At 64.9% G+C, this 21,630-nt stretch carries 27 protein-coding genes; 15 read left to right on the top strand and 12 right to left on the bottom strand.

Features of this window, described 5'->3' with window-relative positions; all coding sequences use genetic code 11:
* The first annotated feature begins 53 nt into the window (after nt 1-53).
* The gene (locus tag ACSFC7_RS23160; protein WP_436345323.1) at nt 54-551 is read left to right on the top strand and encodes a hypothetical protein; all 498 of its coding nucleotides are present in this window, start codon (nt 54-56) and stop codon (nt 549-551) included.
* Between the two features lie 46 nt (nt 552-597).
* Here ACSFC7_RS23160 and ACSFC7_RS23155 read toward each other — a convergent pair whose 3' ends face one another.
* Both ACSFC7_RS23155 and ACSFC7_RS23150 read right to left on the bottom strand, forming a co-directional pair.
* A complete protein-coding gene (locus tag ACSFC7_RS23155; protein WP_436345321.1) occupies nt 598-1,431 on the bottom strand; it encodes a universal stress protein in 834 nt (277 codons plus the stop codon).
* A gap of 207 nt (nt 1,432-1,638) precedes the next feature.
* Nucleotides 1,639-2,751 (bottom strand): aminotransferase class V-fold PLP-dependent enzyme, encoded by a 1,113-nt coding sequence (locus ACSFC7_RS23150; RefSeq protein WP_436345319.1) that lies wholly within the window; start codon nt 2,749-2,751, stop codon nt 1,639-1,641.
* A gap of 402 nt (nt 2,752-3,153) precedes the next feature.
* Between ACSFC7_RS23150 and ACSFC7_RS23145 the strand changes: the two genes are divergently transcribed.
* Entirely contained in the window at nt 3,154-3,585 is a 432-nt protein-coding gene (locus ACSFC7_RS23145) for a TRAM domain-containing protein (RefSeq protein WP_436345317.1), read from the top strand.
* Between the two features lie 69 nt (nt 3,586-3,654).
* Here ACSFC7_RS23145 and ACSFC7_RS23140 read toward each other — a convergent pair whose 3' ends face one another.
* Nucleotides 3,655-4,110 (bottom strand): response regulator, encoded by a 456-nt coding sequence (locus ACSFC7_RS23140; protein ID WP_436345315.1) that lies wholly within the window; start codon nt 4,108-4,110, stop codon nt 3,655-3,657.
* Between the two features lie 170 nt (nt 4,111-4,280).
* Nucleotides 4,281-4,520 (bottom strand): hypothetical protein, encoded by a 240-nt coding sequence (locus tag ACSFC7_RS23135; RefSeq protein ID WP_436345313.1) that lies wholly within the window; start codon nt 4,518-4,520, stop codon nt 4,281-4,283.
* A 153-nt stretch (nt 4,521-4,673) separates the two neighbouring features.
* On the opposite strand from ACSFC7_RS23135, the gene ACSFC7_RS23130 reads away from it, so the two are divergent.
* Nucleotides 4,674-4,823 carry a DUF7557 family protein gene (locus tag ACSFC7_RS23130; protein WP_436345311.1) on the top strand — a complete coding sequence of 50 codons (150 nt, stop codon included), beginning with the start codon at nt 4,674-4,676 and terminating at the stop codon, nt 4,821-4,823.
* Between the two features lie 146 nt (nt 4,824-4,969).
* Here the strand turns inward: ACSFC7_RS23130 and nrfD are convergent, their stop codons facing one another.
* Entirely contained in the window at nt 4,970-6,322 is a 1,353-nt protein-coding gene (nrfD, locus tag ACSFC7_RS23125) for an NrfD/PsrC family molybdoenzyme membrane anchor subunit (protein ID WP_436345309.1), read from the bottom strand.
* A gap of 185 nt (nt 6,323-6,507) precedes the next feature.
* Here nrfD and ACSFC7_RS23120 point away from each other — a divergent pair, with 185 nt between their 5' ends.
* The 6 genes from ACSFC7_RS23120 to ACSFC7_RS23095 all read left to right on the top strand — a co-directional run bounded on the left by ACSFC7_RS23120 (nt 6,508) and on the right by ACSFC7_RS23095 (nt 11,792).
* Nucleotides 6,508-6,924: a universal stress protein gene (locus tag ACSFC7_RS23120; protein WP_436345307.1), complete on the top strand. Its 417-nt coding sequence runs from the start codon at nt 6,508-6,510 to the stop codon at nt 6,922-6,924.
* 160 nt (nt 6,925-7,084) lie between these two features.
* Nucleotides 7,085-8,329, top strand: a complete 1,245-nt coding sequence (locus tag ACSFC7_RS23115) for a digeranylgeranylglycerophospholipid reductase (RefSeq protein ID WP_436345305.1) — start codon at nt 7,085-7,087, stop codon at nt 8,327-8,329.
* 105 nt (nt 8,330-8,434) lie between these two features.
* Nucleotides 8,435-9,457: a hypothetical protein gene (locus ACSFC7_RS23110; RefSeq protein ID WP_436345303.1), complete on the top strand. Its 1,023-nt coding sequence runs from the start codon at nt 8,435-8,437 to the stop codon at nt 9,455-9,457.
* Between the two features lie 6 nt (nt 9,458-9,463).
* On the top strand, nt 9,464-10,528 hold the full coding sequence (locus ACSFC7_RS23105; RefSeq protein WP_436345301.1) for an ABC transporter permease: 1,065 nt from the start codon (nt 9,464-9,466) through the stop codon (nt 10,526-10,528).
* A gap of 2 nt (nt 10,529-10,530) precedes the next feature.
* On the top strand, nt 10,531-11,274 hold the full coding sequence (locus tag ACSFC7_RS23100; RefSeq protein WP_436345299.1) for an ABC transporter ATP-binding protein: 744 nt from the start codon (nt 10,531-10,533) through the stop codon (nt 11,272-11,274).
* Nucleotides 11,275-11,348: 74 nt separating this feature from the next.
* Complete coding sequence (locus ACSFC7_RS23095; RefSeq protein WP_436345297.1) at nt 11,349-11,792, top strand: universal stress protein; 444 nt, start codon at nt 11,349-11,351, stop codon at nt 11,790-11,792.
* Between the two features lie 377 nt (nt 11,793-12,169).
* Here ACSFC7_RS23095 and ACSFC7_RS23090 read toward each other — a convergent pair whose 3' ends face one another.
* From ACSFC7_RS23090 to ACSFC7_RS23070, 5 genes are all read right to left on the bottom strand, one after another.
* A complete protein-coding gene (locus ACSFC7_RS23090) occupies nt 12,170-12,583 on the bottom strand; it encodes a hypothetical protein (RefSeq protein ID WP_436345296.1) in 414 nt (137 codons plus the stop codon).
* Entirely contained in the window at nt 12,580-13,047 is a 468-nt protein-coding gene (locus ACSFC7_RS23085) for a phosphopantetheine adenylyltransferase (RefSeq protein ID WP_436345294.1), read from the bottom strand. The genes ACSFC7_RS23090 and ACSFC7_RS23085 overlap by 4 nt, the downstream gene beginning before the upstream one ends.
* A 106-nt stretch (nt 13,048-13,153) precedes the next feature.
* The gene (locus ACSFC7_RS23080; RefSeq protein WP_436345292.1) at nt 13,154-13,723 is read right to left on the bottom strand and encodes a cysteine hydrolase family protein; all 570 of its coding nucleotides are present in this window, start codon (nt 13,721-13,723) and stop codon (nt 13,154-13,156) included.
* Entirely contained in the window at nt 13,723-14,520 is a 798-nt protein-coding gene (locus ACSFC7_RS23075; protein WP_436345290.1) for a YqcI/YcgG family protein, read from the bottom strand. The genes ACSFC7_RS23080 and ACSFC7_RS23075 overlap by 1 nt, the downstream gene beginning before the upstream one ends.
* A 102-nt stretch (nt 14,521-14,622) precedes the next feature.
* Nucleotides 14,623-15,084 (bottom strand): MOSC domain-containing protein, encoded by a 462-nt coding sequence (locus ACSFC7_RS23070; RefSeq protein ID WP_436345288.1) that lies wholly within the window; start codon nt 15,082-15,084, stop codon nt 14,623-14,625.
* Between the two features lie 443 nt (nt 15,085-15,527).
* Between ACSFC7_RS23070 and ACSFC7_RS23065 the strand changes: the two genes are divergently transcribed.
* On the top strand, nt 15,528-15,797 hold the full coding sequence (locus ACSFC7_RS23065) for a hypothetical protein (RefSeq protein WP_436345287.1): 270 nt from the start codon (nt 15,528-15,530) through the stop codon (nt 15,795-15,797).
* A gap of 224 nt (nt 15,798-16,021) precedes the next feature.
* Here ACSFC7_RS23065 and ACSFC7_RS23060 read toward each other — a convergent pair whose 3' ends face one another.
* Entirely contained in the window at nt 16,022-16,762 is a 741-nt protein-coding gene (locus ACSFC7_RS23060; protein WP_436345285.1) for an SDR family NAD(P)-dependent oxidoreductase, read from the bottom strand.
* A 150-nt stretch (nt 16,763-16,912) separates the two neighbouring features.
* On the opposite strand from ACSFC7_RS23060, the gene ACSFC7_RS23055 reads away from it, so the two are divergent.
* Both ACSFC7_RS23055 and ACSFC7_RS23050 read left to right on the top strand, forming a co-directional pair.
* On the top strand, nt 16,913-17,380 hold the full coding sequence (locus tag ACSFC7_RS23055) for a universal stress protein (protein WP_436345283.1): 468 nt from the start codon (nt 16,913-16,915) through the stop codon (nt 17,378-17,380).
* Between the two features lie 226 nt (nt 17,381-17,606).
* Entirely contained in the window at nt 17,607-18,071 is a 465-nt protein-coding gene (locus ACSFC7_RS23050) for a universal stress protein (RefSeq protein ID WP_436345281.1), read from the top strand.
* A 42-nt stretch (nt 18,072-18,113) separates the two neighbouring features.
* On the opposite strand, the gene ACSFC7_RS23045 is transcribed toward ACSFC7_RS23050, so the two are convergent.
* Nucleotides 18,114-18,533 (bottom strand): hypothetical protein, encoded by a 420-nt coding sequence (locus tag ACSFC7_RS23045; protein ID WP_436345279.1) that lies wholly within the window; start codon nt 18,531-18,533, stop codon nt 18,114-18,116.
* 148 nt (nt 18,534-18,681) lie between these two features.
* Here ACSFC7_RS23045 and ACSFC7_RS23040 point away from each other — a divergent pair, with 148 nt between their 5' ends.
* From ACSFC7_RS23040 to ACSFC7_RS23030, 3 genes are all read left to right on the top strand, one after another.
* Nucleotides 18,682-19,653, top strand: a complete 972-nt coding sequence (locus ACSFC7_RS23040; RefSeq protein ID WP_436345277.1) for an ROK family protein — start codon at nt 18,682-18,684, stop codon at nt 19,651-19,653.
* An 89-nt stretch (nt 19,654-19,742) separates the two neighbouring features.
* A complete protein-coding gene (locus tag ACSFC7_RS23035) occupies nt 19,743-21,113 on the top strand; it encodes an LVIVD repeat-containing protein (protein ID WP_436345275.1) in 1,371 nt (456 codons plus the stop codon).
* Nucleotides 21,114-21,233: 120 nt separating this feature from the next.
* Complete coding sequence (locus tag ACSFC7_RS23030) at nt 21,234-21,623, top strand: NifU family protein (RefSeq protein WP_436345273.1); 390 nt, start codon at nt 21,234-21,236, stop codon at nt 21,621-21,623.
* Nucleotides 21,624-21,630: the final 7 nt, after the last annotated feature.

Here is a 21,630-nt window from a genome sequence, read left to right as displayed (position 1 = left end):
CGCCGAGACGGTCAGTCCAAACTGACTTCGGGTAGAAGCACGAACGGGAGGCCATGAGCGACGACACCGGCCCGGAACTGGTCGTCGAGGAGTTCGTCGACTACTGTCACACGCAGGCCGGCTTGCTCTCGGGGCGCGTCGAGACGATGCGCGACGAAGCGGACGACCTGCTCTCCGAAATCGACGAAGAGATGGCCGAACTCCGGACTCGACTCGAGGACCGCGCGACGGGCGTCGAAGGCGTCGGCGGCCCGTCGACCCCGGCCGGACCCGGCGACCTCGATATCGATGCCCTCGAGGAGTTAGAGAGCGACGTCAAGGAGAAGCAGCTCCTCGTCGAAGCCAAACAAACGCGCATGCAGGCGTTTCAGGATCTCGCGGCGGCGTACACCGATCTCGCCGAGGAACTCCAGTCCGACGCCGACGACGGGTCGGCGGCGTTGAAACGCGTCGTTCAGTTCGAAGCGGACCGCGACGCACCGGCGTACTTCGAGGAGCGACAGACGCTGGTCGAAGCCGCGGCGGACTCGAATGCAGCCGAGCGGGACTGACGACAGAAGACGACTGCTATCGGACATCTCCGGCCCGAGCAGCCGCTCACTCCTCGCTGGCTGCTCGGACCGTCAACACCGGCGTCGTCGCCGTCCGTAACACGCGTTCCGTAACACTTCCTAACAGGAGCCGATCGAGTCCGCTTCGCCCGTGCGTCCCCATCACGACCAGATCCGCATCGACGTCGTCCGTGTAGGTTCGAATCTTCCGGTGCGTCGATCCGTACTTGACCGCGCGCTCCGCAGTGACTCCTTCGCTCTCGGCCTTTTCGAGACCGTCGTCGACGACCTGCCGAGCGGAGTGCTCGAGTCGCTCGAGTCTGAGGTCGTTCCGGTCCTCGACCCCCGCCGGCGTCACGTCGACGATCGAGAGGAAGTGAACGGTCGCGTCGTGGTGGCTCGCGATCGCCAGCGCGTGCTCGACTGCGACGTCAGCGTACGCGCTGCCGTCGGTCGGAACCACGATCGTCTCGATCGGATAGGGGCGTCTGACCTCGGGGGCACCCCGAACGACGAGGACGGGGACGTCGGCGTCGCGGACGACCGCTTCGGTCACGCTCCCGAGCAGGAGGCGCCCGACGCCGCGTCGGCCGCGCGTTCCCATGACGATCGCGTCGACGTCGTGCTCGGCGGCGGATTCGAGGATCGCCTCCCGCGGCTCGCCGGTCTCGACCTCTTCGATGACGGGCGAGCCGGTCTCCCCCGCCCAGTCGCGACTATTGGCGAGCGGGTCGTCCGTATCGTCCGGATCCGCGTACGGATCGACCACGTACAGGACGTGGACGGTCACCTGCTCCGCGGCGGCGAGCTCGCCGGCGTACTCGAGCGCCGCGTTCGCTGGGCCGCTGCCATCAGTCGGAACGAGGATCCGGTCGAACATACGTATTCGTCGTTCCGACGTGCCTTACAGCTACCTCCCGTTCCGGACGATCGGGAGACGGCGGGCACACCGGATGACACGAGTGCTGCGTGTCGTTGTTCGACTGCGGATTACGGCTCCCGTCACTCGGATCGGCGTTCCGGTTTCCGTCACTCGGACCGGCGTTCCGGTTTCCGTCTCTCGGAACGACGGTTCGTCTCCCGTCGGTTACACTCCCTCGAGCAGCGCGTCCACGTCCGCTTGCGTGTTGAACGCGTGAACCGACGCCCGGATCGCCTCGGGGCCGGGGAGCGACCGAATCACGACGCCGCGTTCCGAGAGTCGCTCGACGGTCGCTTCCGGGTCGTCGACCGCGATGGTCACGAGCCCCGACTCGTAGCTCCGCGGACTCAGCAACTGTTCGTCCGAGAGGCCGTCTTTGAGTCGATCCGTCAGCGTCTCGATTCGGTCCCGAATCGCGTCGAAGCCGATCTCCTCGAGACACCCGATCGCCGCCGTCAGTCCGGCGTAGGGTGCCGGACTCGAGGTCGCGACCTCGAACCGCTTCGCCCCGGTCTCGTACCGGTAGTCGGCGGCGTTCTCGTCGACGACGCTGCGGTAGCCGATCGCGGACGGCACGAGGTTCCGTTCGCGCTCGAGTCCCTCTCGAACGTAGAGGAAGCCGGACCCGAACGGCGCGCACAGCCACTTGTGACCCGCGGCGACGACGAAGTCGGCACCCCACCGGCCGACGTCGACCGGCAGCTGTCCGGATGCCTGTACGGCGTCGACGAGCACGAGCGCGCCCGCGTCGTGGGCGACGTCGACGATCTCCGAAATCGGCAGCCGGGTGCCGTGGGTCCAGGTGAGCGAACTCACGCAGAACAGGGTCGCGTCGCTCGCCGCCGCTTTCACGGCCTCGAGGTCGAGACGGCCGCCCGCCGTCTCGAGCGTGCGACTCTCGATCCCGCGTTCCCGCTCGAGACGCTGCCACGGGAGGATCCCCGCGGAGTGCTCGAGATCGGTCCGGACGACGACGTCGCCCGCGTCCCAGTCGACGGCTCCCGCGACGCGGTTGATCCCGTCCGTCGTGCTCTCGGTGAGGGCGATCTCGTCCGCGTCGGCGCCGAGCAGGCCGGCCACCGCCGCCCGCGACTCGTCGTAGATATCGAACGCCGCGGGGTACTGTCCCTCCTCGGTCGGCGCCTCGTACTCGTGGTACTCGAGGGCAGATTCGGCCGCCTCGACGACCCGACGCGGACTCGGTCCGCCTGCGCCCCAGTTCAGATAGGCGGTGGATTCGAGGGCCGGGACGGTCTCGCGAAGGTCCAGCGGTATCATGGGAACCGCGTTCGCGGGCCGTGGTGTTAGCAACTCGCTTTTCCCGTGTTCGTTTCGCCGACTCAGTCGTCCCCAATCCGGTTCGTCCAAATCGGCGACGGGGAGCTACTCGAGTACCACGATGTCCGTCGGCTGTTCGTCGACCGCAAGTCGTTTCTCTGTCCAGTCGGCGGCTGCTGACGTCCCAGCACTCGTCGACGACGGGAGCGGCCTTCTCGGCCTCCACGGGGCTGCGTACACTCGTCCGATTCGACGGAAGAGACGCTCATTTCGCACCGTCGTCGCAGGGACGTCTGCGGCCGCATACTGTCGGACACGAACGCAGCGAGAACACGGCGGCATCACATCACAGTCGGTAAACTCAAGGACGTGTGACCTGATTCTGCGAACCAGAGTATACCAATGCAGATTTCCGAAGAACTCCTCTGTCTGTTTTCTGGGCGAATCGAAGAACGAGACGGGTCGTACGTGATCGAGGTTCCGAAACGTGAACTCTCCCTCGGCGACGTAGACGAAGACAGGTCGTACCGGGTAGCGGTCCTGTCTACCCCCACGGAACCGACAGCGAAGACGGAACGCGAGCCGGAGCGGAACGATAGCCCGCTGGGACGGAACGACGGTTCGCTGGAGCCGCCCGTCGAAGAAGGTGAAACGCGCGTGGTCGATATCGAGAGTATCGGCGAGCAGGGAGACGGGATCACGCGCGTCGAGCGCGGGTTCGTCGTCATCGTCTCGGGTGCGGAGAAAGGGGAGCGAGTGCGGATCGAAATCACTCAGGTGCAGGAAAACGTCGCGTTCGCTGACGTGGTGGAACGGCTGGATTACTACGAGTAGCGTTCGGAAACGCCGTGGTTCTTCACTCTCGACGAATCCACGCGCGAACTGGTCGGAAGCGGACGAGTGCTACAGCTCGGGCGGCGAGCGAACGACAGTGAGCCAGAAGAACTCGAACGAGCGCACCAGTGCGATGAAGTCGTCGGGCCCGACCGGCTTCGTGAGATAGGCGTTGGCTCGGATCTCCGACGTGTCGATGAGATCCGCTCCGGTCTCGGAACCCGTTAACACGATCACGGGAATGTGGCACAGTTCGGAATCGCTCTTCATCGCACGGAGGATTGCTTCGCCGGTCGATCGCAGTAGATACCAATCCAGTAGCACGATATCCGGTTTCGGAGCGTCCGTGAACTCGTCGCGCTGATTGATGAAATCGAGAGCCTCCTCTCGATCGGTGACGACGTGAAGCGTATTGACGATATGTGCATCCGCCAACGCCTCTTTAACGAGTCGCGCGTCTCCGGGATTATCTTCCACCAGTAGAATCTCCACCTCTCGGCCAGAGGCGGAGGGGTTAGAATCCATTGACCAAAGTATGTTGGACGACGCTTTAAATACCTCGGTTGCCGACCGCTCCGGTTTCCACTGTCAGTCCGCATCGCTGCGAACCGACCGCTCAGTACGGGCCTCGACGGAGCCAGTGTGCCCTGTCACGGAGGGAACGCGGCGGTCAGATCGGCACCTTCGCGACGGTCTCAGATATTGCCGCGCAGGACGATCTCCTCGCCGACCGACTCGAGCATGTCCTCCGTGACGATGTAGTCCTCCTCGTCTTCCCCTTCCACGCCGATCGTCGCGAGCACGTGCTCCGCGACGGAGGGGTTCGGATCGACGGCGGCACGTCCGCCCTCGACTTTCGCGACGATTCCGAGTTCCTTCCCTTCCGCGTCGATCACCGTCTTGCCAACTTCGTCGTCGGACAGTGTCGCTGTCATATCGGGTGCTATCACGACGACCGGGATAACTCTCGGGCCGTCCCGTGCCGGTCGAGACGGCTGACTGTGCGGGTCACCGCAACCCGCTGCACACGCGCCCCCGGACTATTTGACGACGGCCGGCGTGACTAGTGACGACGCCTCGTTCCAGCTATGACTCACACTATCGAGATCAGCGACGACCTGAAAGAGCGACTCGACAGCCACTGCGAGGAGGGACAGTCCCACGAGGAGTTCATCGAGGAACTGGTCTCGATCTACGAGACCGACGGCGCGTTCCTCCAGGAAGGGTACTCCGAGTAATCGCGGACGATGGCAGTCGTCGCAGAACGAGCAGTAACCGCTCGTGAAGCGAGCGGTTGCCAGCCGAATCGGAGCGAAACCCCTCGACGGCGGCCTTTTCACATCGTGATCAACTGCTGCCGAACGAGAGGGATCGACGACGCCGATCAGTCGTCGTGCGTGGCCGGTTCGTGCTCTCGCTCGTGGCGTTGTCTCTCCTGAAGGTGTTCGATCGCGTGGAGTTCGACGACGGGGACAACCTTGGAAACCGTCAGGAAGATCAACATCACCATTCCGACGGTACCGATGATCGACGCGATTTCGATAAAGCTCGGGATGTACTCCCCGGGCGTCGCCCCGTAGATGTCGAAGGTCGGGTGGAAGAACCCTTCGACGACGAAGAGGATCTTTTCGAGTAAGGTAGCGGTGAGGACCATGATACCCGCCGCGACGGCCCGTTTCTTGGTGAATAGACTCGGACGGATCGTCTGCGCGAAGATGAACGCGAGCACCGTCAACACCAGCAGCATCGAGAACTGGTAGATGGGATGACCGAGCCGCGCCTCCGCCGCGTGGGTCGCATCGACGGGGGCCACGAAGAGCCCGGCGACGTTCTGCTGGAGCTGCAGCCAGAGGAACAGCAGGCAGAAGAACCCGAGCCACAGGAGCAGCCCCCGGAAGATGTCGTCGGTGACGATGTGGTCCCAGTCGTACGCCCTCCGGAAGCTGTAGGAGAGGAGGATCACGCCGCTGATCGCCGACGTGAGTGCGATGGTGAGGAACTGCGGCCCCTGAACGCCGCCGAACCACGTCGGGTACGTCGGAATCACCGCGAACAGCCACGGAATGACGCCGCCGTGAAGCAGGAGCGGAGCCATGATGATGATCGCCAGCGCGAGCCACCAGACCATACGCTGGACGACCTCGTCTTCCCGCTCGGTGTACCCCACGGTGATCATTCTATAGAGCGGTCCGAAGCGATCCGGGAGGTCGTCTCGCAGCCGTGAGACGTCGTACCGGACCGTCAGCGCGAGATAGGTCGCCGTCAGCACGAAGTAGGCCGTGATGACGGTGACGTCCCACACCAGCGGCGAGGCATGGACCGTGATGTGGTAGTGGGTGATAATGCTCGTGACCATCCGGTCGGGCCGACCCAGGTGGACGACGATGTAGAATCCGGCCGCGGAGAGGCCGGCGATGGTCAGCAGTTCGGCCAATCGAGCGACGGGCATGTAGCGTTCCATTCCCAACAGGCGGACGGCTGCCGAGAGGATGATCCCGCCGTGGGCGATCCCGACCCACCAGATGAACGCACCGATGTACAGTCCCCAGGTCACCCCGCCGCCGGTCCCCCAGTCGGAGAGTCCGGTGACGATCATCCCCCGATAGAGCTGGTAGAACCAGCCGATCAGGAAGAGGGTGAACGCCAGTCCGGCGACGGCAACCAGCGCGAAGTACTTCATCGACGTGTTCTGTATCGGCCGAAGGATATCGGCCTTCTGTGGCGTTTTCGTACTCATCGTGCGAGAGTCTCACAACCATACTCTCGCCACCCCCGTCATTGCATCCGTTGACCTTGCAAGCACCGTTGGACTGGCCGTCCCGTCCACTCCGGGGCGCGTACTCGAGTCACCCGATCAGCTGTCGCGTGTGCAGTGTGCTCCCGAGGGCACCACTCAAGTGTACACGGTTCGTACGTGTCGGTATGGTGCTGCTGGTGGCCCTCGACGAATCGAAACCGGGGTGGACGGCCCTCGAGTACGCGCTCGACGAACACGCCGACGACGACATCGTCGTCGCACACGTCGTCGATCCGAGTCAGAGCGGCTACGGCGAGTTCGCCCATCTCGGCACGGAGGCGATGCACGAGCGCATGCAAGCGGACGCGTCCGAACTGTTCGAGACGGCCCGCGAGCGAGCGACCGAACAGGGGTGTGAGATCACAACGGAACTGCTGACCGGCCAGCCCGCGCCGACGATCGTCGAGTACGCGACCGATCACGACGTCGATCGGATCGTGGTTGGCAGTCACGGTCGGTCCGGGTTCTCTCGAGTCCTCCTCGGGAGTGTGGCGGAGCGTATCGCGAGACGGGCACCGGTTCCCGTGACGATCGCTCGCTGAATACTCGACGCGCGATGGCGCCGGTAATCACCGAATTCCCCGTTCCGTCGATCGAAGCGGCCCTGTCCCGCGAGGTAAGTATAAATTGTGATACGTGTGGACTTCCAGTCACTCCGTCGCAACTGAATAAACTAATGAGGCTCCGAAACAGTTTCGCGGTATGAACAACCGCTACGATGTGGTTATCGCAGGTGCTGGTCCGGCCGGTGGCCAGTGTGCACGCGACCTCGCAGCCCGGGGATACGACGTCGTAGTCCTCGAGAGCGAGTCCGAGGACGAGTTCCCGCGCCAGAGCAACAAGTCGACCGCGGGAACGTTCCCCTCGATGATGGCCTCCTTCGGGGTGCCCGACGACGTCGTGATGCAGTACACCGACAGCGTCGTCCTCGAGTCGCCGACCGAGCACTTCGTCTACGAACAGCCCGGTGCAGTCCTCGAGTTCGCCGACTTCAAGCGATTCCTCGTCGAGGACAGTCGAGCGGACGGCGCGGAGTACCGCTTCGACGCGCGCGTCACCGCGCCCATCACGGAGAACGACGAGATCGTCGGCGTCAGATACAACGGCGACGAGGAGGTCTACGGCGAAATCGTCATCGACGCGACGGGGCCGGCCGCGCCGCTCGCGAAGAAACTCGGCGTCGTCGATCTCAAGCGAGAGAACCACGCGATCGGCATCGAGTACGAGTTCGAGGGGATCGACATCGACCGCCCCGGCTTCGCGGACCTCCACGACGCGATGATGCTCCGGCTGGATCACGAGCTCGCGCCCGGCGGCTACTCGTGGATCTTCCACACCGGCGAGGACACCGCCAAGGTCGGCCTCTGTTACATCCAGAACGACAGCCACGAGCAGTACGCGCGCGACGGTTACGCGATCGACGACTACCTGAACCACTGGATGGAGACGGATCCCCGCTTTGCGAACGCCGAGCGACTCGAGGGGAAACAACACCGCGGCTCCGCGCACATCCAGATGCCCGGACGGATGCACACCGACCGATTCATGGCCATCGGCGACACCGTGCCGACGGTCGACCCGCTCTGGGGAGAGGGGATCAACAAGTGCATGAAGTCCGGCCGTATGGCGGCTATAGCAGCCGATTCATGCCTCAAGCACGGCAACGTCGAGCCGAACGCCGAGAACCTCACGGTGTACGAGAACCTCTGGCATCGCGACGTCGCACCGAACGTCCAGACCCGCCAGTACATGACGCAGCTCCTCTATCTCGCGTCCAACGAGCGCTACGACAGACTCATGCGCGACCTGAACCGGTTCGACGAAGAGACGCTGGCGGAGGCGAATCGCGGGAACGTCCGGGCCGTCCTGAAACTGCTCGGTCCCGGGGACGCCTCCCTGCTCGCCCAGTTCGCGAAACAGCAGCTCGGATTCGACATCAGCCGATAACGACGGTCTATCGCTCGTTTCTGTCCGCCGTATTCACGGCCACCGACCGTCCGATCGACCGGGTCACCGAACGGTTAATGGTCCTCGCCTTCGAGACGTGCCAGTATGTTGACTCGCCAGTCGGACGCCGCCGCCGACGGTCGCCCCCTCTCGAGACGAGCCGCGCTCGCCGCCACTGCCGCTCTGGTCTCCGTAACGGCCGGCTGTGCCGGTTTTTTAGATGACGATGACGACGAGGTGGACGGCGACCTCGCGAACGACGCGCCCGCGGAGACGACGCTGCTCGTCCACCTGGACGTCGGCGCGGTCACGACGGCGGACGCCGAACGCCTCCTCGAGGACCTGGGCTCGGCCGACCCCGAACACCTCGCCGACGCGATGGCGACGTTCGAAGCCCGAACCGGACTCGACCCGCTCGAGGCGGACGAGTTACTGTTCTTCGGCGCGCCCGACGCCGATTCGGGTGTGACCGCCGCCGACAACTGGGAGCGCAACGACGCCATCGTCGACGGCGACTGGAACGAAGACGACGTCGTCGCATCGCTCGAGGAAACCACCGAACTCGACTACGAGGAAACGATCGCTGAGGACGACTCCGTGCTGTACGAACCGAGCGGCGACGGGGCTGACGGCTCGGAGGCACCGTTCCTCGGCGTCCTCGGCGATGGACGGTTCGTCCTCGGGAGCGGGACGGCCGTACGAGCCTCGCTCGACGTTCGGTACGGCGACGCCGACCCCGTTTCCGGACCGGTTCGCGACGCGCACGACGAGGCCCGCGGCGGCCAGTTGACCGTCGCTTCCGAGTCCGCGGGGTCACCCATCCCCGCGGCGTACGAGGCGTTCGTCGACCTGGACCTCGATATTTTCGACGAGATCGAGGCCGTTGGCCGGAGTTACGCCGTCGTCGACGCCGGCATCGCCCTCGAGGTCGACCTCCACGTCGACGACGACCGCGACGCCGAGGAACTCGAGCGGGTGGCCAGGGGGCTGATCAGCGCCTACGCCGGACTCGACGAGGAGTTCGACGAGGCCCGCGACGACCTCGATCTCGAGCGCGACGGAACGGTAGTAACGGCGGCCTACGAGGGCGAGGCCGACGTCGTCTTTTCCCTGCTCGACGGGGTGTGACGTCGCGTGGACCTGCTGGCGCTGTTGCGAAAGGAGACGATCACTGTCAGACGAAATCTGGGATTGATCGTCGTCCTGCTCGTCTTGCTCCCCGGCGGAATCGTCGCCGGGACCGCCATCTTCGAGCAGACGATTCCGCGCGACGTGCCGGTCGGCGTCGTCGCCGACGAGGGGTCGACCGAGGACGATATCGCGATCGCCGAGGCGGGGATGGCCGCGTTCGCGACGCCGGTCGAGTACGAGTCGTCGGCCGAGGCTCGCGAGGGACTCCAGCGCGAGGAGGTGTATCTCGTCGTCCACGTGCCGGGCGACGTCATGAACGAGAGCGGCGAGGCGAACGTGACGATCGTTTCCGATCACGCCTTCGTCCCGTTCGAAGAGCCGGTCAACGAGAGCGTCGGCCTCGCCGAGTCCGAAATCGACGGGCTCGTCCAGGCCGACGTCACCGTCGACCACGAACAGGTCGGCGAGCCGCGAAGCCTCTCGGAGTTCCTCGTCCCCACCGGCCTCTTCGCCTTCGTCACGCTCTACGCGCTGGTCTTTCTCCCCTATCAGGTCCGTTCCGAGCGGCTGGTGCTCGACCGGCTACAGACCGAGTCGCGGCTGGATACCGTCGTCGCGAGCAAACTGCTGTTCTACGGCGCTGCGCTCGTGATCCCGGCGGCCGTCGTCGCCGCGATGGCGCTGTGGCTCGGCTACGACGTGACCGTGCTGTCGCCGCTGTCGATCGCCGTCTTCGGACTCACGTTCGTCTATCTGGCCGCGCTCGGGCTCGCCGTGCTCTTCGCGCTCGGGCTCCGACAGACCGCCCTGTTCGTCAATCTCGGCCTCGCACTGGCCGTCTTCGGCCTCTCGAGTCTCGTCTACCCAGCCGGCTTCTTCTCGCGGACGCAGGGAACGATCGCTCGAGCGCTGCCGACCTATTACTCGGCAATTACGAGCCGAAGCGCGATGTTACGGGACGCGCCGGCGTCGCTGTACGCCGACTACCTGTGGTGGCTCGTCGCGACGACGCTCGTCTCGCTGGTCCTCCTGAAACTGGCACTGATCGTTTACGAACGGAGGCGATGACGATGACCGACACCGACTCGACCCACGACTCCGGACCTGACGCCGCGAACCGAGACGCTTCCGACGCTCCCGATAGCGGGACCGCCGATTCGCTCGCGCTCGTCGACGTCACGAAACGCTACGGCGAGACGACCGCGCTCGAGGCCCTCTCCCTCGAGTTCCGTCCCGGCACGTTCCACGGGCTGATCGGCCCGAACGGCTCCGGAAAGACGACGCTGTTCGCGCTGCTCGCCGGCCTCGCGCGACCCTCGAGCGGCCGGATCGAACGGACCGACGCCGCTGCCGCCGTCGGGTACAGCTTTCAGGAGCCGCGGTTCTACCCCTCGCTCACCGTCCGCGAGAACCTCGAGATCTTCCGCGGGTTCGTCGACGACCCGCCGCCGGACTCGTGGCTCGAGACCCTGATCGAAGCGCTTCGGCTCGAGCCCGCCGTCGACCGGCGGGCCGACGAACTCTCGGGCGGGTTCCGCAAGAAACTCGACCTCGGACTCGCGCTGGTCAAGCGCCCGCAGTTCCTGTTGCTCGACGAACCGCTGGCCGACGTCGACGACTACTCGAGACGGCGCATCACGGCCTTTCTCGACTCGTACCGCGAGGCCGACCGGACCGTCGTCGTCTCGACGCACAACGTGGCCGCGTTCGCCGACCAGCTCGATCGACTCTCCGTCGTCGTCGACGGCGACCTCCGGTACGACGGCCCGCCCGCGGACGACGTCGTCGCGCAGTACCGGACCCTGCTGGACTGACTGGCGTCGCCCCGAAAAGATAGCTATTCGGACACATCCGAGAGGGTTTCATCCGGTCCGTCGTACGCGTCGCTATGTTCGAGACGATTCTGCTCCCGACCGACGGCAGCGAGCACGCCACCGCCGCCGCCGAAACCGGCCTCGAGCTCGCCAACGTCCACGACGCGGCGGTTCACGTCGTCTGCGTGGCTGACACCGGCCCGCTGAGCGATCTCCGGCTCCCCGGAGACGCCGCGAGCGCGGAAGACGCGATGCGCGAGCGCGCCCGGGAACACGTCGACGCGATCGTCGAACGGGCGGAGTCGATCGGGCTCGAGGTGACCGGCACCGTCCTCGAGGGGGCGCCGGAGCACGAACTGCTCGAGTACGCGGACGAGGTGGGCGTCGACCTCGTCGTGATGGCCACCCGCGGCCGGGGCGGCGTCCACCGGATGGCGCTGGGGAGCGTCACCGATCACGTCGTTCGATTTGGTGAGGTTCCCGTGTTCGTGACGAACTCGGGTTCTCACTCGGATTGAAAACCGGTCGTCGACCTCTCACCGATGCTACCTCCGTTGGCCGCTCACTCGCTAAGCGTACTTGTCAGCCTGAGAGTCGCTGATACCCGTCTCGTACGAGCATCCCTATCCCCAGAACAGTCCAGATAATGGCTCCAAGGAAGACAGTTGAGCGTACGAGGTCAAACATCGGAAAGGGAGTATACCGGCCAAGCATGAGTAATACCACCGCTATGGCCCAAAGGAAGCTCGCTCCAGTTACGGCTAGATAGATACGACGCACATTCCGGGTTACAGAACGGAGTTACATATTGTTGTTGAACGAACACGACTGAGACTGTATCGTTACTCTATACTGAGATACCCGGAAACCACCGCTCTAACGGTCGACAATTCGCTCAGCGGACGATCTCGTTGATCGCCTCGGTCCGTCGACCGATCGACCAGCCGAACAACGCGAGGCCGACGTAGATTCCGAGCGTGGGCAGGACGTAGGCCTCGAGGATCACCTCGGGCGTGAATCCCGCCGCGTCGAGCCCCGCGGCGAGCAGTACCGAGACGAGAAAGAGCGCGAGGCCGACGTCCGCAAAGCGCATACTGGGGAGTTCCTGGGGCTGGGAGCCGATCCGGCCCACCGCGTAGAACACGAGCGCGTACGTCAGCCAGCCGAAGACGAGCGCCAGTCCGGTCGTGAACACGTCGTCCGGGTACTGTCGCGGGACGACCGAGAGGTGGATCACCAGCGTCACGAGCGCTGCGCTCGCGAGGAGCACGAACAGGAGCAGCCGCGAGTTCGCGTTCGAATCGCTCATTCGAGGAGCGTTCCGTGTTCGTCGATCTCCCCCGCGACGATCCGCGTCGAGGAGATCCGTTCGCCGTCCTCGGCGAGGACGTAGGGGGCGACGATTCCGGAGATCGGATCCAGCCCCTGCTGTCGCCGCCGATCGTTGATCGTCTCGAGTTCGGGCGCCGTCTCGGGTGAGACGACGAGCGCGTCGATCGCGGGGTCGTCGTCGGCGATGCCGTACTCGTCCGTGAGTTCCCGGATCTCGACGTCGCGATCCCACTCGTCGATGTCGTCGACGGCGGCGGTGACCAGTCGGACGCGGTCGTCGAAGGACGGGATTTCCCGGGGTTCGTGGCGCGTCTCGACCGCGAGGTGGTCGCTCGTGACGGCGATGACGACGCCGTCGTCACCGAACCGCAGCGCGTGCTCGAACAGGTTTCGGTGGCCGTCGTGAAGCGGACCGAACGTCCCGGCGACTGCGACTCGCATAGCTCAGCCGAAGACGGTGAGCCCTATAACTGTGCCAGCCGACTATCGACAGCTGACAGGACCCGTGCGTGCACCTCCGCTGGCAGTCATTCGTGTCTGGTAGTAGTCACTCGAGTACCTCGTCGGTCCGCACGACCGTCGCGAACTCGCCCTCGAGGTGGGCCAGCGCAGTTCGGTGGATCGTCTCCGCATCGAACGCGTCGCCGTCGAAAGTGCGGTCGAACGTCGCGGTCGCGTCGGCGACGACGATCGGATCGAAGCCCAGATTCTCCGCCATCCGCGTCGTCGTCGACACGCAGTGATCCGTCGTGAGGCCGACGAGCACGAGCGTCTCGAGCTCTCGCTCCCGAAGCCAGTCCTCGAGATCGGTCCCGATGAAGGCGCTGTTGACGGACTTCGTCATCGTCGGCTCGTCCTCGAGCGGGGCCGTTTCGGATTTGAACGCGAAGCCGGGTCCGTCGCCCCGCAGCGGCGAGTCGGGTTCCGTGGAGTCGTGGCGGACGTGAACGATCGCTCGATTCGTCTCCCGCCAGCACTCGAGGAGCCGCGCCGCGTTCGCTTCGGCCTCGGGATTGTTTCGCTCGCCCCATCCGGACTCGTCGAACCCGGTCTGGAGGTCGATCAGGAGGAGGGCGGCGTCCTCGAGTCGGCCGTCTCTGCGGCTCCGGCCCTCCATTACGGCAACCTCGCGGCCGGTTTCGGGTGGTCTCGCGTGATCGTAATCGGACACGTCGAGGGGGCCTGCGCCTCGTCTTCGGAAAATAGGTACTGGGACCACTCCCGGTCGGTGTCGACGCCCCAGTCGCCGAGGTCGGCGTGCGGGCAGACGCCGTCGTAGCTCTCGAGTCGATCCTGGATCACGTCACGAGCGTGCTGGCCGGCCTCGGTGTCGCCCGTGACGCCCATGTCCTCGAACAGTGCGCGCGGCTGGAACGTGATCTCGAGACCGATCGGACAGTAGCGGCTCTTTCGCTGCTCGTAGAACGGCGCTCGACAGGTCGGGAACATCGGCTCGCCGCCGAGACAGAACTCCCAGTAGGGGTCGTCGGGATCGGTCGGGATGTCCTCGGGCCAGGGTTCCGGATCATGGAGGTGGAGCGTCTGCAGGATGTGCCAGAGCGCGTCGTGGTACTCCCCTTCGGACAGCGACCGCTCGGGCGGCTCGAAGAAGGTGACCAGCGACGCGCGCTCGGAGTGATCCCGGTAGATTTCGAGATACTCGAGGATCCGATCCCGGAGCGTCAGTAACGCGTCCGCGTCGCTCATCGAGGGGACGGCGGCGTAGAGCGGGTCGCCCTGCTGGACGGATTCGGCCCCGAAGAAACACGGGAACGGCGTCCCGTTTCGCTCGCCGAGCAGTCCGTCGCGAAACGTCTCCCAGTGGTCGGCGACCCACGCCGGCGTCTCGCCGGCCTGTACCCGCCGCTCGAGCGTCTCCTGATCCATCAACGACTGGATACCCGGCTCGTTCATACGTGGTTCTTCGTCCTCACGAAAATGTAGCTTTTGTTTCTGTCGACCGCCAGTTCCCGAACATATGTGGTCATTATTCCGAATCCGCGGTCGGTCTGTCCGCTAGTCGACCCGTTCGACGGTCGCGCCGGGGGTCAGGGATCCGCCCTGGAGAATCCGCGCTCGAAGCCCGCCGCGGTGGACCAGCGCCTCGCGGACACCCCGTTTCTCGAGGTGTCGCTCGAGGTACGAACACGGCTCGCAGCGTTCGATACCCTCACAGACGACGTCGCCGACGTGAAACCGTTCCCCCACGAGGTGGTTCAGCGCGACTCCCTCGGTCGTCACGTTCCGTCGGTGGACGCCCGGCTCGAGGCTGATGTCGTACTCCTTCGCGACGCCCTCGAGCGCTTCGCGTTCGATGAGCGTGAGATCGCTGCCGTCCCGATCCGCGAACGTCCCGTCGGTTTCGAAGTAGCGGTCGCCCTCCAGCCCCTGGTTGGCGACGGCGGCTACTCGCTCGAGTCGTTCCATCGGCGCGCCCTGTTCGGGTGCGACGTGGATCGTGTGTACGTGGCCGGTCATACGTGTCTCGTGGGGGTGACTCGAGTTATACGATGTGATTTTGCGGCTATCTCGAAATACTTCGAAAGTGGTCTAATCGGAGCTTTCACTGATCAGTACAGGTGGCGTACATTCTGCTGGAACTGAAATCCACGTGCGGTGGCGCACGCTGAGCCGCGGCGAACGGACCGTGAGACGCGGCTCGTAGCCGTGCGAGGTCGTCGCGAGTGAACCGAGCGACTGCGTGGAAGACGCGAAGCGTTTTTCTATGGATGAGCGAATGAAATGAGCGAATCGGATGGGGAGGACGTGGCAATCACCGCCGCCAGCGACAGCAGAAACGCCCATTTTCATCGCACTCACGGCGAACACGTGACGGGCAAGTACGCACGAGTTGTATTCTAACAGTAATATATACGGCACACTGGATACGACGATTACGCACGGGGACGATTTCGATCCGAGTGGCCGAGGAACTCGAGGCAGCCCTCGAGGAGCTTCTGGAAAACGCGCGTCTCGATCGGAGTACGGCCGTTCGAAAACTCCTCACGGTAGGACTCGAGAACCGGCGTCGTGAACGACTCCGTGAGCGACTCGCCGATGGAGAGATAACGCTCACAAAGGCCGCCGAACGGGCCGGACTGTCCGTCTGGGAGTTCACAGCGTTCGTCGAGGAAAACGACCGGACGTGGATCTCGAGTAGCCATACTGGAGCCGATCTCGAAGCCCTGTAACTGGAGAACCGAGCCGAGAACGATCGATCGTCGATACGCCACTGGCAATCGGTTACTCCTCCTCACACCGTCTCGGGCAACCAGCCGCCGTCGACCTCAACGTTCTCCACCCACCTTTTTACTTCGTCGGGTCTCTCACTCCGTTCGAGACCTCTCCTCGCAAAAACCTGGTCCAAAAACGTCCCGCGGCGCTTCGCGCCGCGGTACAACTACCTGACCGTCTTTCATACCGTCTCGGGCAACCAGCCGCCGTCGACCTCAACGTTCTCACCGCTGATGTACCCTGCTTCGGGATCGAGGAAGAAGTACAGCGGCTGAATCAGGTCCTCGAAACTCGCGGGCCGGTCGCGAGGCAGCTCCTCGGGGAACTCGTCGGAATTCTCGACGACGTACGGCGAGATCGCGTTGACGGTCAGGTCGTCGTTCTGCGTATCGGCCGCGAGCATCCGCGTGAACATCAACACCCCGGCCTTGGCGACGAAGTACGGGAAGTTCTTCGGACTGACGAGGCCCTTCTCGCTCGAGGCGTAGCCGATGTTGACGATCCGGCCGTACTCACCCTCGCGCATGTTCGGCAGAGCGCGTTTCGAACAGAGGTAGGTGCCGTTGAGGTTGGTCTCGAGCACCCGGTTCCAGGTGTCGAATTCGAGGTCGGCCCAGTGGGCGGGCGCGAAGTCGCCGACGTTGTTCACGAGGACGTCGACGGGACCGAGTTCGGACTCCACGGCCGCGAAGAGGCCGTCGACGCTCTCGGGAGCGGTCACGTCCCCCTGAACCGTCATCGCGTCGCTCGCGCCGCGCTCGAGGGCCGCGTCGGCCACCTCGCGGGCCGCGTCGGCGCTCGTGTGGTAGTGAACGGCCGTCTTCGCCCCGCAGTCGGCCGTCGCCAACAGGAGTGCCCGGCCGACACCCTTTCCGCTCCCCGTTACGAGCACCGTCCGATCCGAGAGGTCTGGTCCGTTCATGTCTCGTCTCTCTCATCGGGGACTGCGTGGAAAAAACGCCCGGAACGACGGTCACTGTCCGGTGTACGTGGTGCAACGCGGGTGAACTGGGCGGTGAGCGAAGTTCGCAAAAACGTGGCTTTACGGTACTCCGTTGGGAATGATTCCAGCATGGAGTTAGAAACCGTCTTGCTCGCCGTCGGACCCGGCGACGCCGATCGCAGCGACGAACTGGCCAAATCGGTCGTCGAAGTAGCCAAGCCGGCCGACGCGACCGTCATCCTCGCACACGTCTTCACCAGCAGCGAGTACGACGACGTGCTCACGCGACTCGAGTTCGACCGCGCCACCGACGAGGTCGATCCCGACGACGTCGCTCGACGTCACCAGACGATCATCGACCTCCGTAACGTGCTCGACGAGCACGACGTCGACTACGTGGTCAAGGGCGCGATCGGCGAGCACGGGCCGACGATCGTCGATCTCGCGACCAGCGACGAGGTCGATCGGGTGGTCGTCGGCGGCCGTCGCCGATCGCCGACCGGGAAGGCGGTGTTCGGTTCGACGGCGCAGGAAGTCCTGCTGTCGGCGCCGTGTCCGGTGACGTTCGTCCGAAGCGACGACTTCGACGAGGAGTGACCGGCCACGTCTTCGACCCGCAGTCACGCCGCTCCCTCTCGGTTTTCAGACACACTCCCATTTCTCGACGCCTGCAGTCACATCGCCGTCCCTCGACGCCCGTAGTTACGCTGCTATTCCGATTTCGAACCGACTGGTACGACTGCGCCGTCGGATTGTTTCGGCCGTTTCGGGAATACTGCGACGACGAGAATACTTAAGCGGGTGGCACCAGCAGTGTGCTGGTATGGCGATCGATACGATACTGCTTGCCGTCGGGCCGATGGATACCGTTCGCGCCGGCGAACTCGCGGATACCGTCCTCGAGATCGCAGAACCGCTCGATGCGAGGGTCGTGATCGGTCACGCGTTCACGGAAGACGAGTACGAGGACGTCCGCGACGACCTCGGCTTCGACGCCCGCGCCGAGGACGTCGATCCCGACGAGGTCGCCGCCCGACGCGCACCGGTGGGGGATCTGGAAGAGATGTTCGCAGACGCCGGCGTCGACTACGAGGTACGCGGCGCACTCGGCGAGGTTAGCAGCAAGGTCGTCGATATGGCGATCGAGGTCGACGCGGATCGGATGGTCGTCGGCGGCCGGCGCCGCTCGCCCGCCGAGAAGGCCGTACTCGGATCGGTCTCTCAGGAGATCATCCTGCAGGCACCCTGTCCGGTCACGTACTTCCGCGATCTGGACGTCATGGAGTAACCGCCGAGGCACACCCGTCTTCGCTCGCGTCACACACGGTTGCTATCGGCTGGACGACCGCTCTTTCCATTCTCGCTCCTGTCGACGCTCTTCGACGTGTCGCTCCCCGTCAGCCAGTTCTCGGCGCACCCGTCGCTCGAGTGCCCGCGATTCGGCCAGTAACGTCCCCTGATAGTTTTCGAGGACGTCGTACGACCAGCGATCCTCGTCGACGACGCCGTGCGGTAAGAGGTCGTCCCGGATGGCGTCGGCGAGATCGTCGCGGCCGATAGCCCTGAGCAGGGTTTCGGCCTCGCGGAGGTGGTCCATCCCGTGGCCCGTCGCGTGGTGAAACTCGAGGAGAGATCCCTGCGCGCGCTGGAACCACTCGAGGCCGAGTTCGACTTCGTGAAGCGCCGTACACTCCGCGTCGGTGAGGTCGGGTACTGCCCCCGCTTCGGTGGATGTGTCGTCGGTGGCCATAGCCGAAACTATGTTATTCTATGCCATACAGTTGTCGCCGCGAGCCACGCCGTCGTCGACGACCGGACGGCACATTTATTGGAATTACTACTCGTTGCCGAGTACGATCTGTGTAGTTAAGTACGGCGACGGCAGTTTCTAGGACAGCATGGATTACTATGCCGGCGTCGATCTGGGCGCGACGAACGTCCGGGCGGTCGTCGCCGAACACGACGGGACGACGATCGGCACAGACCGCCGGGCGACGCCGCGCGGTCCGACGGGAATCGACGTCACGGAAGGCGTCCTTCGGACGCTCCGCGGTGCGTGTGGCGACGCCGGGATCACGCCGACGGAGATCGTCGCCGCCGGAATCGGCTCCATTGGTCCGTTCGATCTCGCGGAAGGGACCGTGATCGATCCCGCGAACCTCCCCGATTCGATCGACCGGATCCCGTTGACGGGTCCCATCGAGAAACTGATCGACAGCGACGAGGTCTACCTCCACAACGACACCAACGCCGGCGTCATCGGCGAGCGGTTTCACGCCGACCGAAACCCGGACGACATGGTCTACATCACCATCTCCTCGGGGGTCGGCGCCGGCGTCTGCTGCGACGGGAACGTGGTGAGCGGCTGGGACGGCAACGCCGGCGAGGTGGGTCACTACGTCGTCGACCCGCGCGGTCGCCTGACCTGTGGCTGTGGCCGCGACGGCCACTGGGAAGCCTACTGTTCGGGCAACGCGATTCCGGACTACGCTCGACTGCTCGCCGAAGACGATCCGACGATCGAGACCGATCTGCCGCTCGACGGGCCCGACTTCACGGCGAAAGACGTCTTCGAGTTGGCCGGCGAGGACGAACTCGCCGACTACGTGATCGACCAGCTCGCTCACTGGAACGCGATGGGCGTCACGAACGTCATCCACGCGTTCGCGCCGATCGTCGTCTCCTTCGGCGGCGCCGTCGCCCTGCACAACGAGGAACTGGTCGTCGACCCCATCCGCGAACGGGTCGCGGAGATGGTGATGACGAACGTTCCAGAGATCCGCGTCACCGATCAGGGCGACGACGTCGTCGTCGAGGGGGCACTCGCGAGCGCCCTGACCGGTGGAACGGGCGACCGCCAGCGACTGTGAAGGGCCGCTACGGTTCACGACTCGGGAGTGACTGTCAGGAAACGCAGGACGACCACGCCTTACTTGGATACCCAGTTCGTCTTCGACGTATGCAGCGGAGAGACTTCCTCCAACGGAGCGCGGCCGGCGGGATCGGGCTGGCGCTCTCTGGATCCGTCGTGACGGGGGCAACGACCACGGCGGCCGCGGCCGAGGCCACGCCCGACGGTTACGAACCGCTCGGGCGCGTCGAGATCACCGGAGCCGCAGAGGCCGTCGTCGGTGACGACGGCGAGACGGTCTATCTCGCCGCCACCGACGGCTTCGCGACGGTCGATATCAGCGACCCGTCCGAGCCCGCGGTTCTCGAGGAGCGATTCCCGCTCGAGGTCGACGATAGGCCGTTTCGGGAGATCCTCGACGTGAAAGTCGACGGCGATCGGCTGGTCGTCGCCGGTCCGGCGAACCAGCGGGACGACGACGTCTTCCACGGGTTCGAACTGTACGACGTGAGCGACCCCGCCGATCCCGTCGCCGTCGGCGATCCCTACGAGACCGGCTACCACATCCACAACTGTTTTCTCGCGGACGACCTGCTCTACGTGGTCGCCAACGGCGAGGAGGCGAACCCGCTCGTCATCTTCGACGTGAGCGACGACGAAATCGAAGAAATCGGTCGCTGGTCGCTCGTCGAGCACGAACCCGAGTGGCAGGAGGTCTACTGGCTCGCCCGATACAACCACGACGTCTACGTCCACGACGAGATCGCCTATCTCGCCCACTGGAACGCCGGCACCTACCTGATCGACGTCAGCGACCCGACCGACCCCGAGTACCGCTCGCGAGTGTTGGATCTCGACCTCGATGAGACGCTGGATCTCGCGGACGACGAGGCCCAGATCGGCCTCCCGGGCAACGACCACTACTCGGCGGTCGACGATACCGGCGACCTCCTCGCGGTCGGCCGGGAGGCCTGGGCGACGGGTGGCGACGAACCCGACGGCCCGGGCGGGATCGACCTCTACGACGTGAGCGATCCGTCCGCCCCCGAGCCACTGTCGTCCATCGACGCACCCCCTGCCGACGACGCGTCCTACTACGGCGAGGAGTGGACGACCGCCCACAACTTCGAACTGCGCGACGGTCGGCTCTACTCGTCGTGGTACCAGGGCGGCGTGAAGATTCATGACGTGAGCGATCCGGCCGACCCCGAGGAACTCGTCCACTGGCGGGACACCGACGTAGCGGGGTTCTGGACGGCTCGCGTCGCCGAAGCCGGCGACACGTTCGTCGCGAGCAGCACGCCGCTCATTCCCGGTGCGGAGACCGAGGGGGCGCTGTACACCTTCCCGACCGACGCGTCCGAGGGGCTCCTCGATTCGATTCCCGGATTCACCGGCGTGGCCGGTGTCGCCGGTCTCGCCGGCGGGGCCGTCGCACTCGAGTGGCTGCGCCGCGATCGCGACGGCGACGATCGATGAGCCACGTCCCGTCGCCGGTCGACGACACCCACGCGGACCCACCTAACCGTCAGGATCGATCCTGATGGATGGTAGCAGCTGTCAAAACCTTATTCACCGCTCGAGCCCGTAGGTCGAGTAATGACTGACGCCGACGCGGTATCCGACGCCGACACCGACGGTGAGCCGTCGCTCAAAGAGCGCGTCGAGTCCTGGCTCGCCCGAGAGATGCCGATCATCCAGATGCACGGTGGGACGAGCGCCGTCCGGGAAGCCGATCCCGAGACCGGCGAAGTGATCATCGAACTCGGCGGTGGCTGCGAGGGCTGTTCGGTCAGCGGTATCACGTCGAGCAACATCGAGGCCGAACTCCTCACGTGGCCCGAGATCGACGACATCACCGTCCGCGTTCCCGACCCCCGCGAGACGCTCGGCGGCCCCGATCAGGCGGAATCGATCATGGGAGTCGACCGCACCGAAGGCGGCCGCGGCGACTGGGGATCCTCGAACCCGGGCGAAGACCACCTCTGAGTTTCGA

The organism is Natronorubrum halobium, from assembly GCF_051351675.1.
Lineage (GTDB): Archaea > Halobacteriota > Halobacteria > Halobacteriales > Natrialbaceae > Natronorubrum.
This window is presented reverse-complemented; position numbering and strand designations above follow the sequence as displayed.

Coding starts and splice junctions, on each gene's coding strand:
- ACSFC7_RS23140 (WP_436345315.1), bottom strand. CDS start 4,110: ATGGATTCTAACCCCTCCGCCTCTGGCCGAGAGGTGGAGATTCTACTG.
- ACSFC7_RS23070 (WP_436345288.1), bottom strand. CDS start 15,084: ATGACCGGCCACGTACACACGATCCACGTCGCACCCGAACAGGGCGCG.
- ACSFC7_RS23095 (WP_436345297.1), top strand. CDS start 11,349: ATGTTCGAGACGATTCTGCTCCCGACCGACGGCAGCGAGCACGCCACC.
- ACSFC7_RS23135 (WP_436345313.1), bottom strand. CDS start 4,520: ATGACAGCGACACTGTCCGACGACGAAGTTGGCAAGACGGTGATCGAC.
- ACSFC7_RS23160 (WP_436345323.1), top strand. CDS start 54: ATGAGCGACGACACCGGCCCGGAACTGGTCGTCGAGGAGTTCGTCGAC.
- ACSFC7_RS23045 (WP_436345279.1), bottom strand. CDS start 18,533: ATGGCCACCGACGACACATCCACCGAAGCGGGGGCAGTACCCGACCTC.
- ACSFC7_RS23085 (WP_436345294.1), bottom strand. CDS start 13,047: ATGCGAGTCGCAGTCGCCGGGACGTTCGGTCCGCTTCACGACGGCCAC.
- ACSFC7_RS23050 (WP_436345281.1), top strand. CDS start 17,607: ATGGCGATCGATACGATACTGCTTGCCGTCGGGCCGATGGATACCGTT.
- ACSFC7_RS23115 (WP_436345305.1), top strand. CDS start 7,085: ATGAACAACCGCTACGATGTGGTTATCGCAGGTGCTGGTCCGGCCGGT.
- ACSFC7_RS23110 (WP_436345303.1), top strand. CDS start 8,435: ATGTTGACTCGCCAGTCGGACGCCGCCGCCGACGGTCGCCCCCTCTCG.
- ACSFC7_RS23120 (WP_436345307.1), top strand. CDS start 6,508: ATGGTGCTGCTGGTGGCCCTCGACGAATCGAAACCGGGGTGGACGGCC.
- ACSFC7_RS23155 (WP_436345321.1), bottom strand. CDS start 1,431: ATGTTCGACCGGATCCTCGTTCCGACTGATGGCAGCGGCCCAGCGAAC.
- ACSFC7_RS23060 (WP_436345285.1), bottom strand. CDS start 16,762: ATGAACGGACCAGACCTCTCGGATCGGACGGTGCTCGTAACGGGGAGC.
- ACSFC7_RS23055 (WP_436345283.1), top strand. CDS start 16,913: ATGGAGTTAGAAACCGTCTTGCTCGCCGTCGGACCCGGCGACGCCGAT.
- ACSFC7_RS23030 (WP_436345273.1), top strand. CDS start 21,234: ATGACTGACGCCGACGCGGTATCCGACGCCGACACCGACGGTGAGCCG.
- ACSFC7_RS23040 (WP_436345277.1), top strand. CDS start 18,682: ATGGATTACTATGCCGGCGTCGATCTGGGCGCGACGAACGTCCGGGCG.
- nrfD (WP_436345309.1), bottom strand. CDS start 6,322: ATGAGTACGAAAACGCCACAGAAGGCCGATATCCTTCGGCCGATACAG.
- ACSFC7_RS23145 (WP_436345317.1), top strand. CDS start 3,154: ATGCAGATTTCCGAAGAACTCCTCTGTCTGTTTTCTGGGCGAATCGAA.
- ACSFC7_RS23035 (WP_436345275.1), top strand. CDS start 19,743: ATGCAGCGGAGAGACTTCCTCCAACGGAGCGCGGCCGGCGGGATCGGG.
- ACSFC7_RS23080 (WP_436345292.1), bottom strand. CDS start 13,723: ATGGAGGGCCGGAGCCGCAGAGACGGCCGACTCGAGGACGCCGCCCTC.
- ACSFC7_RS23100 (WP_436345299.1), top strand. CDS start 10,531: ATGACCGACACCGACTCGACCCACGACTCCGGACCTGACGCCGCGAAC.
- ACSFC7_RS23090 (WP_436345296.1), bottom strand. CDS start 12,583: ATGAGCGATTCGAACGCGAACTCGCGGCTGCTCCTGTTCGTGCTCCTC.
- ACSFC7_RS23075 (WP_436345290.1), bottom strand. CDS start 14,520: ATGAACGAGCCGGGTATCCAGTCGTTGATGGATCAGGAGACGCTCGAG.
- ACSFC7_RS23130 (WP_436345311.1), top strand. CDS start 4,674: ATGACTCACACTATCGAGATCAGCGACGACCTGAAAGAGCGACTCGAC.
- ACSFC7_RS23150 (WP_436345319.1), bottom strand. CDS start 2,751: ATGATACCGCTGGACCTTCGCGAGACCGTCCCGGCCCTCGAATCCACC.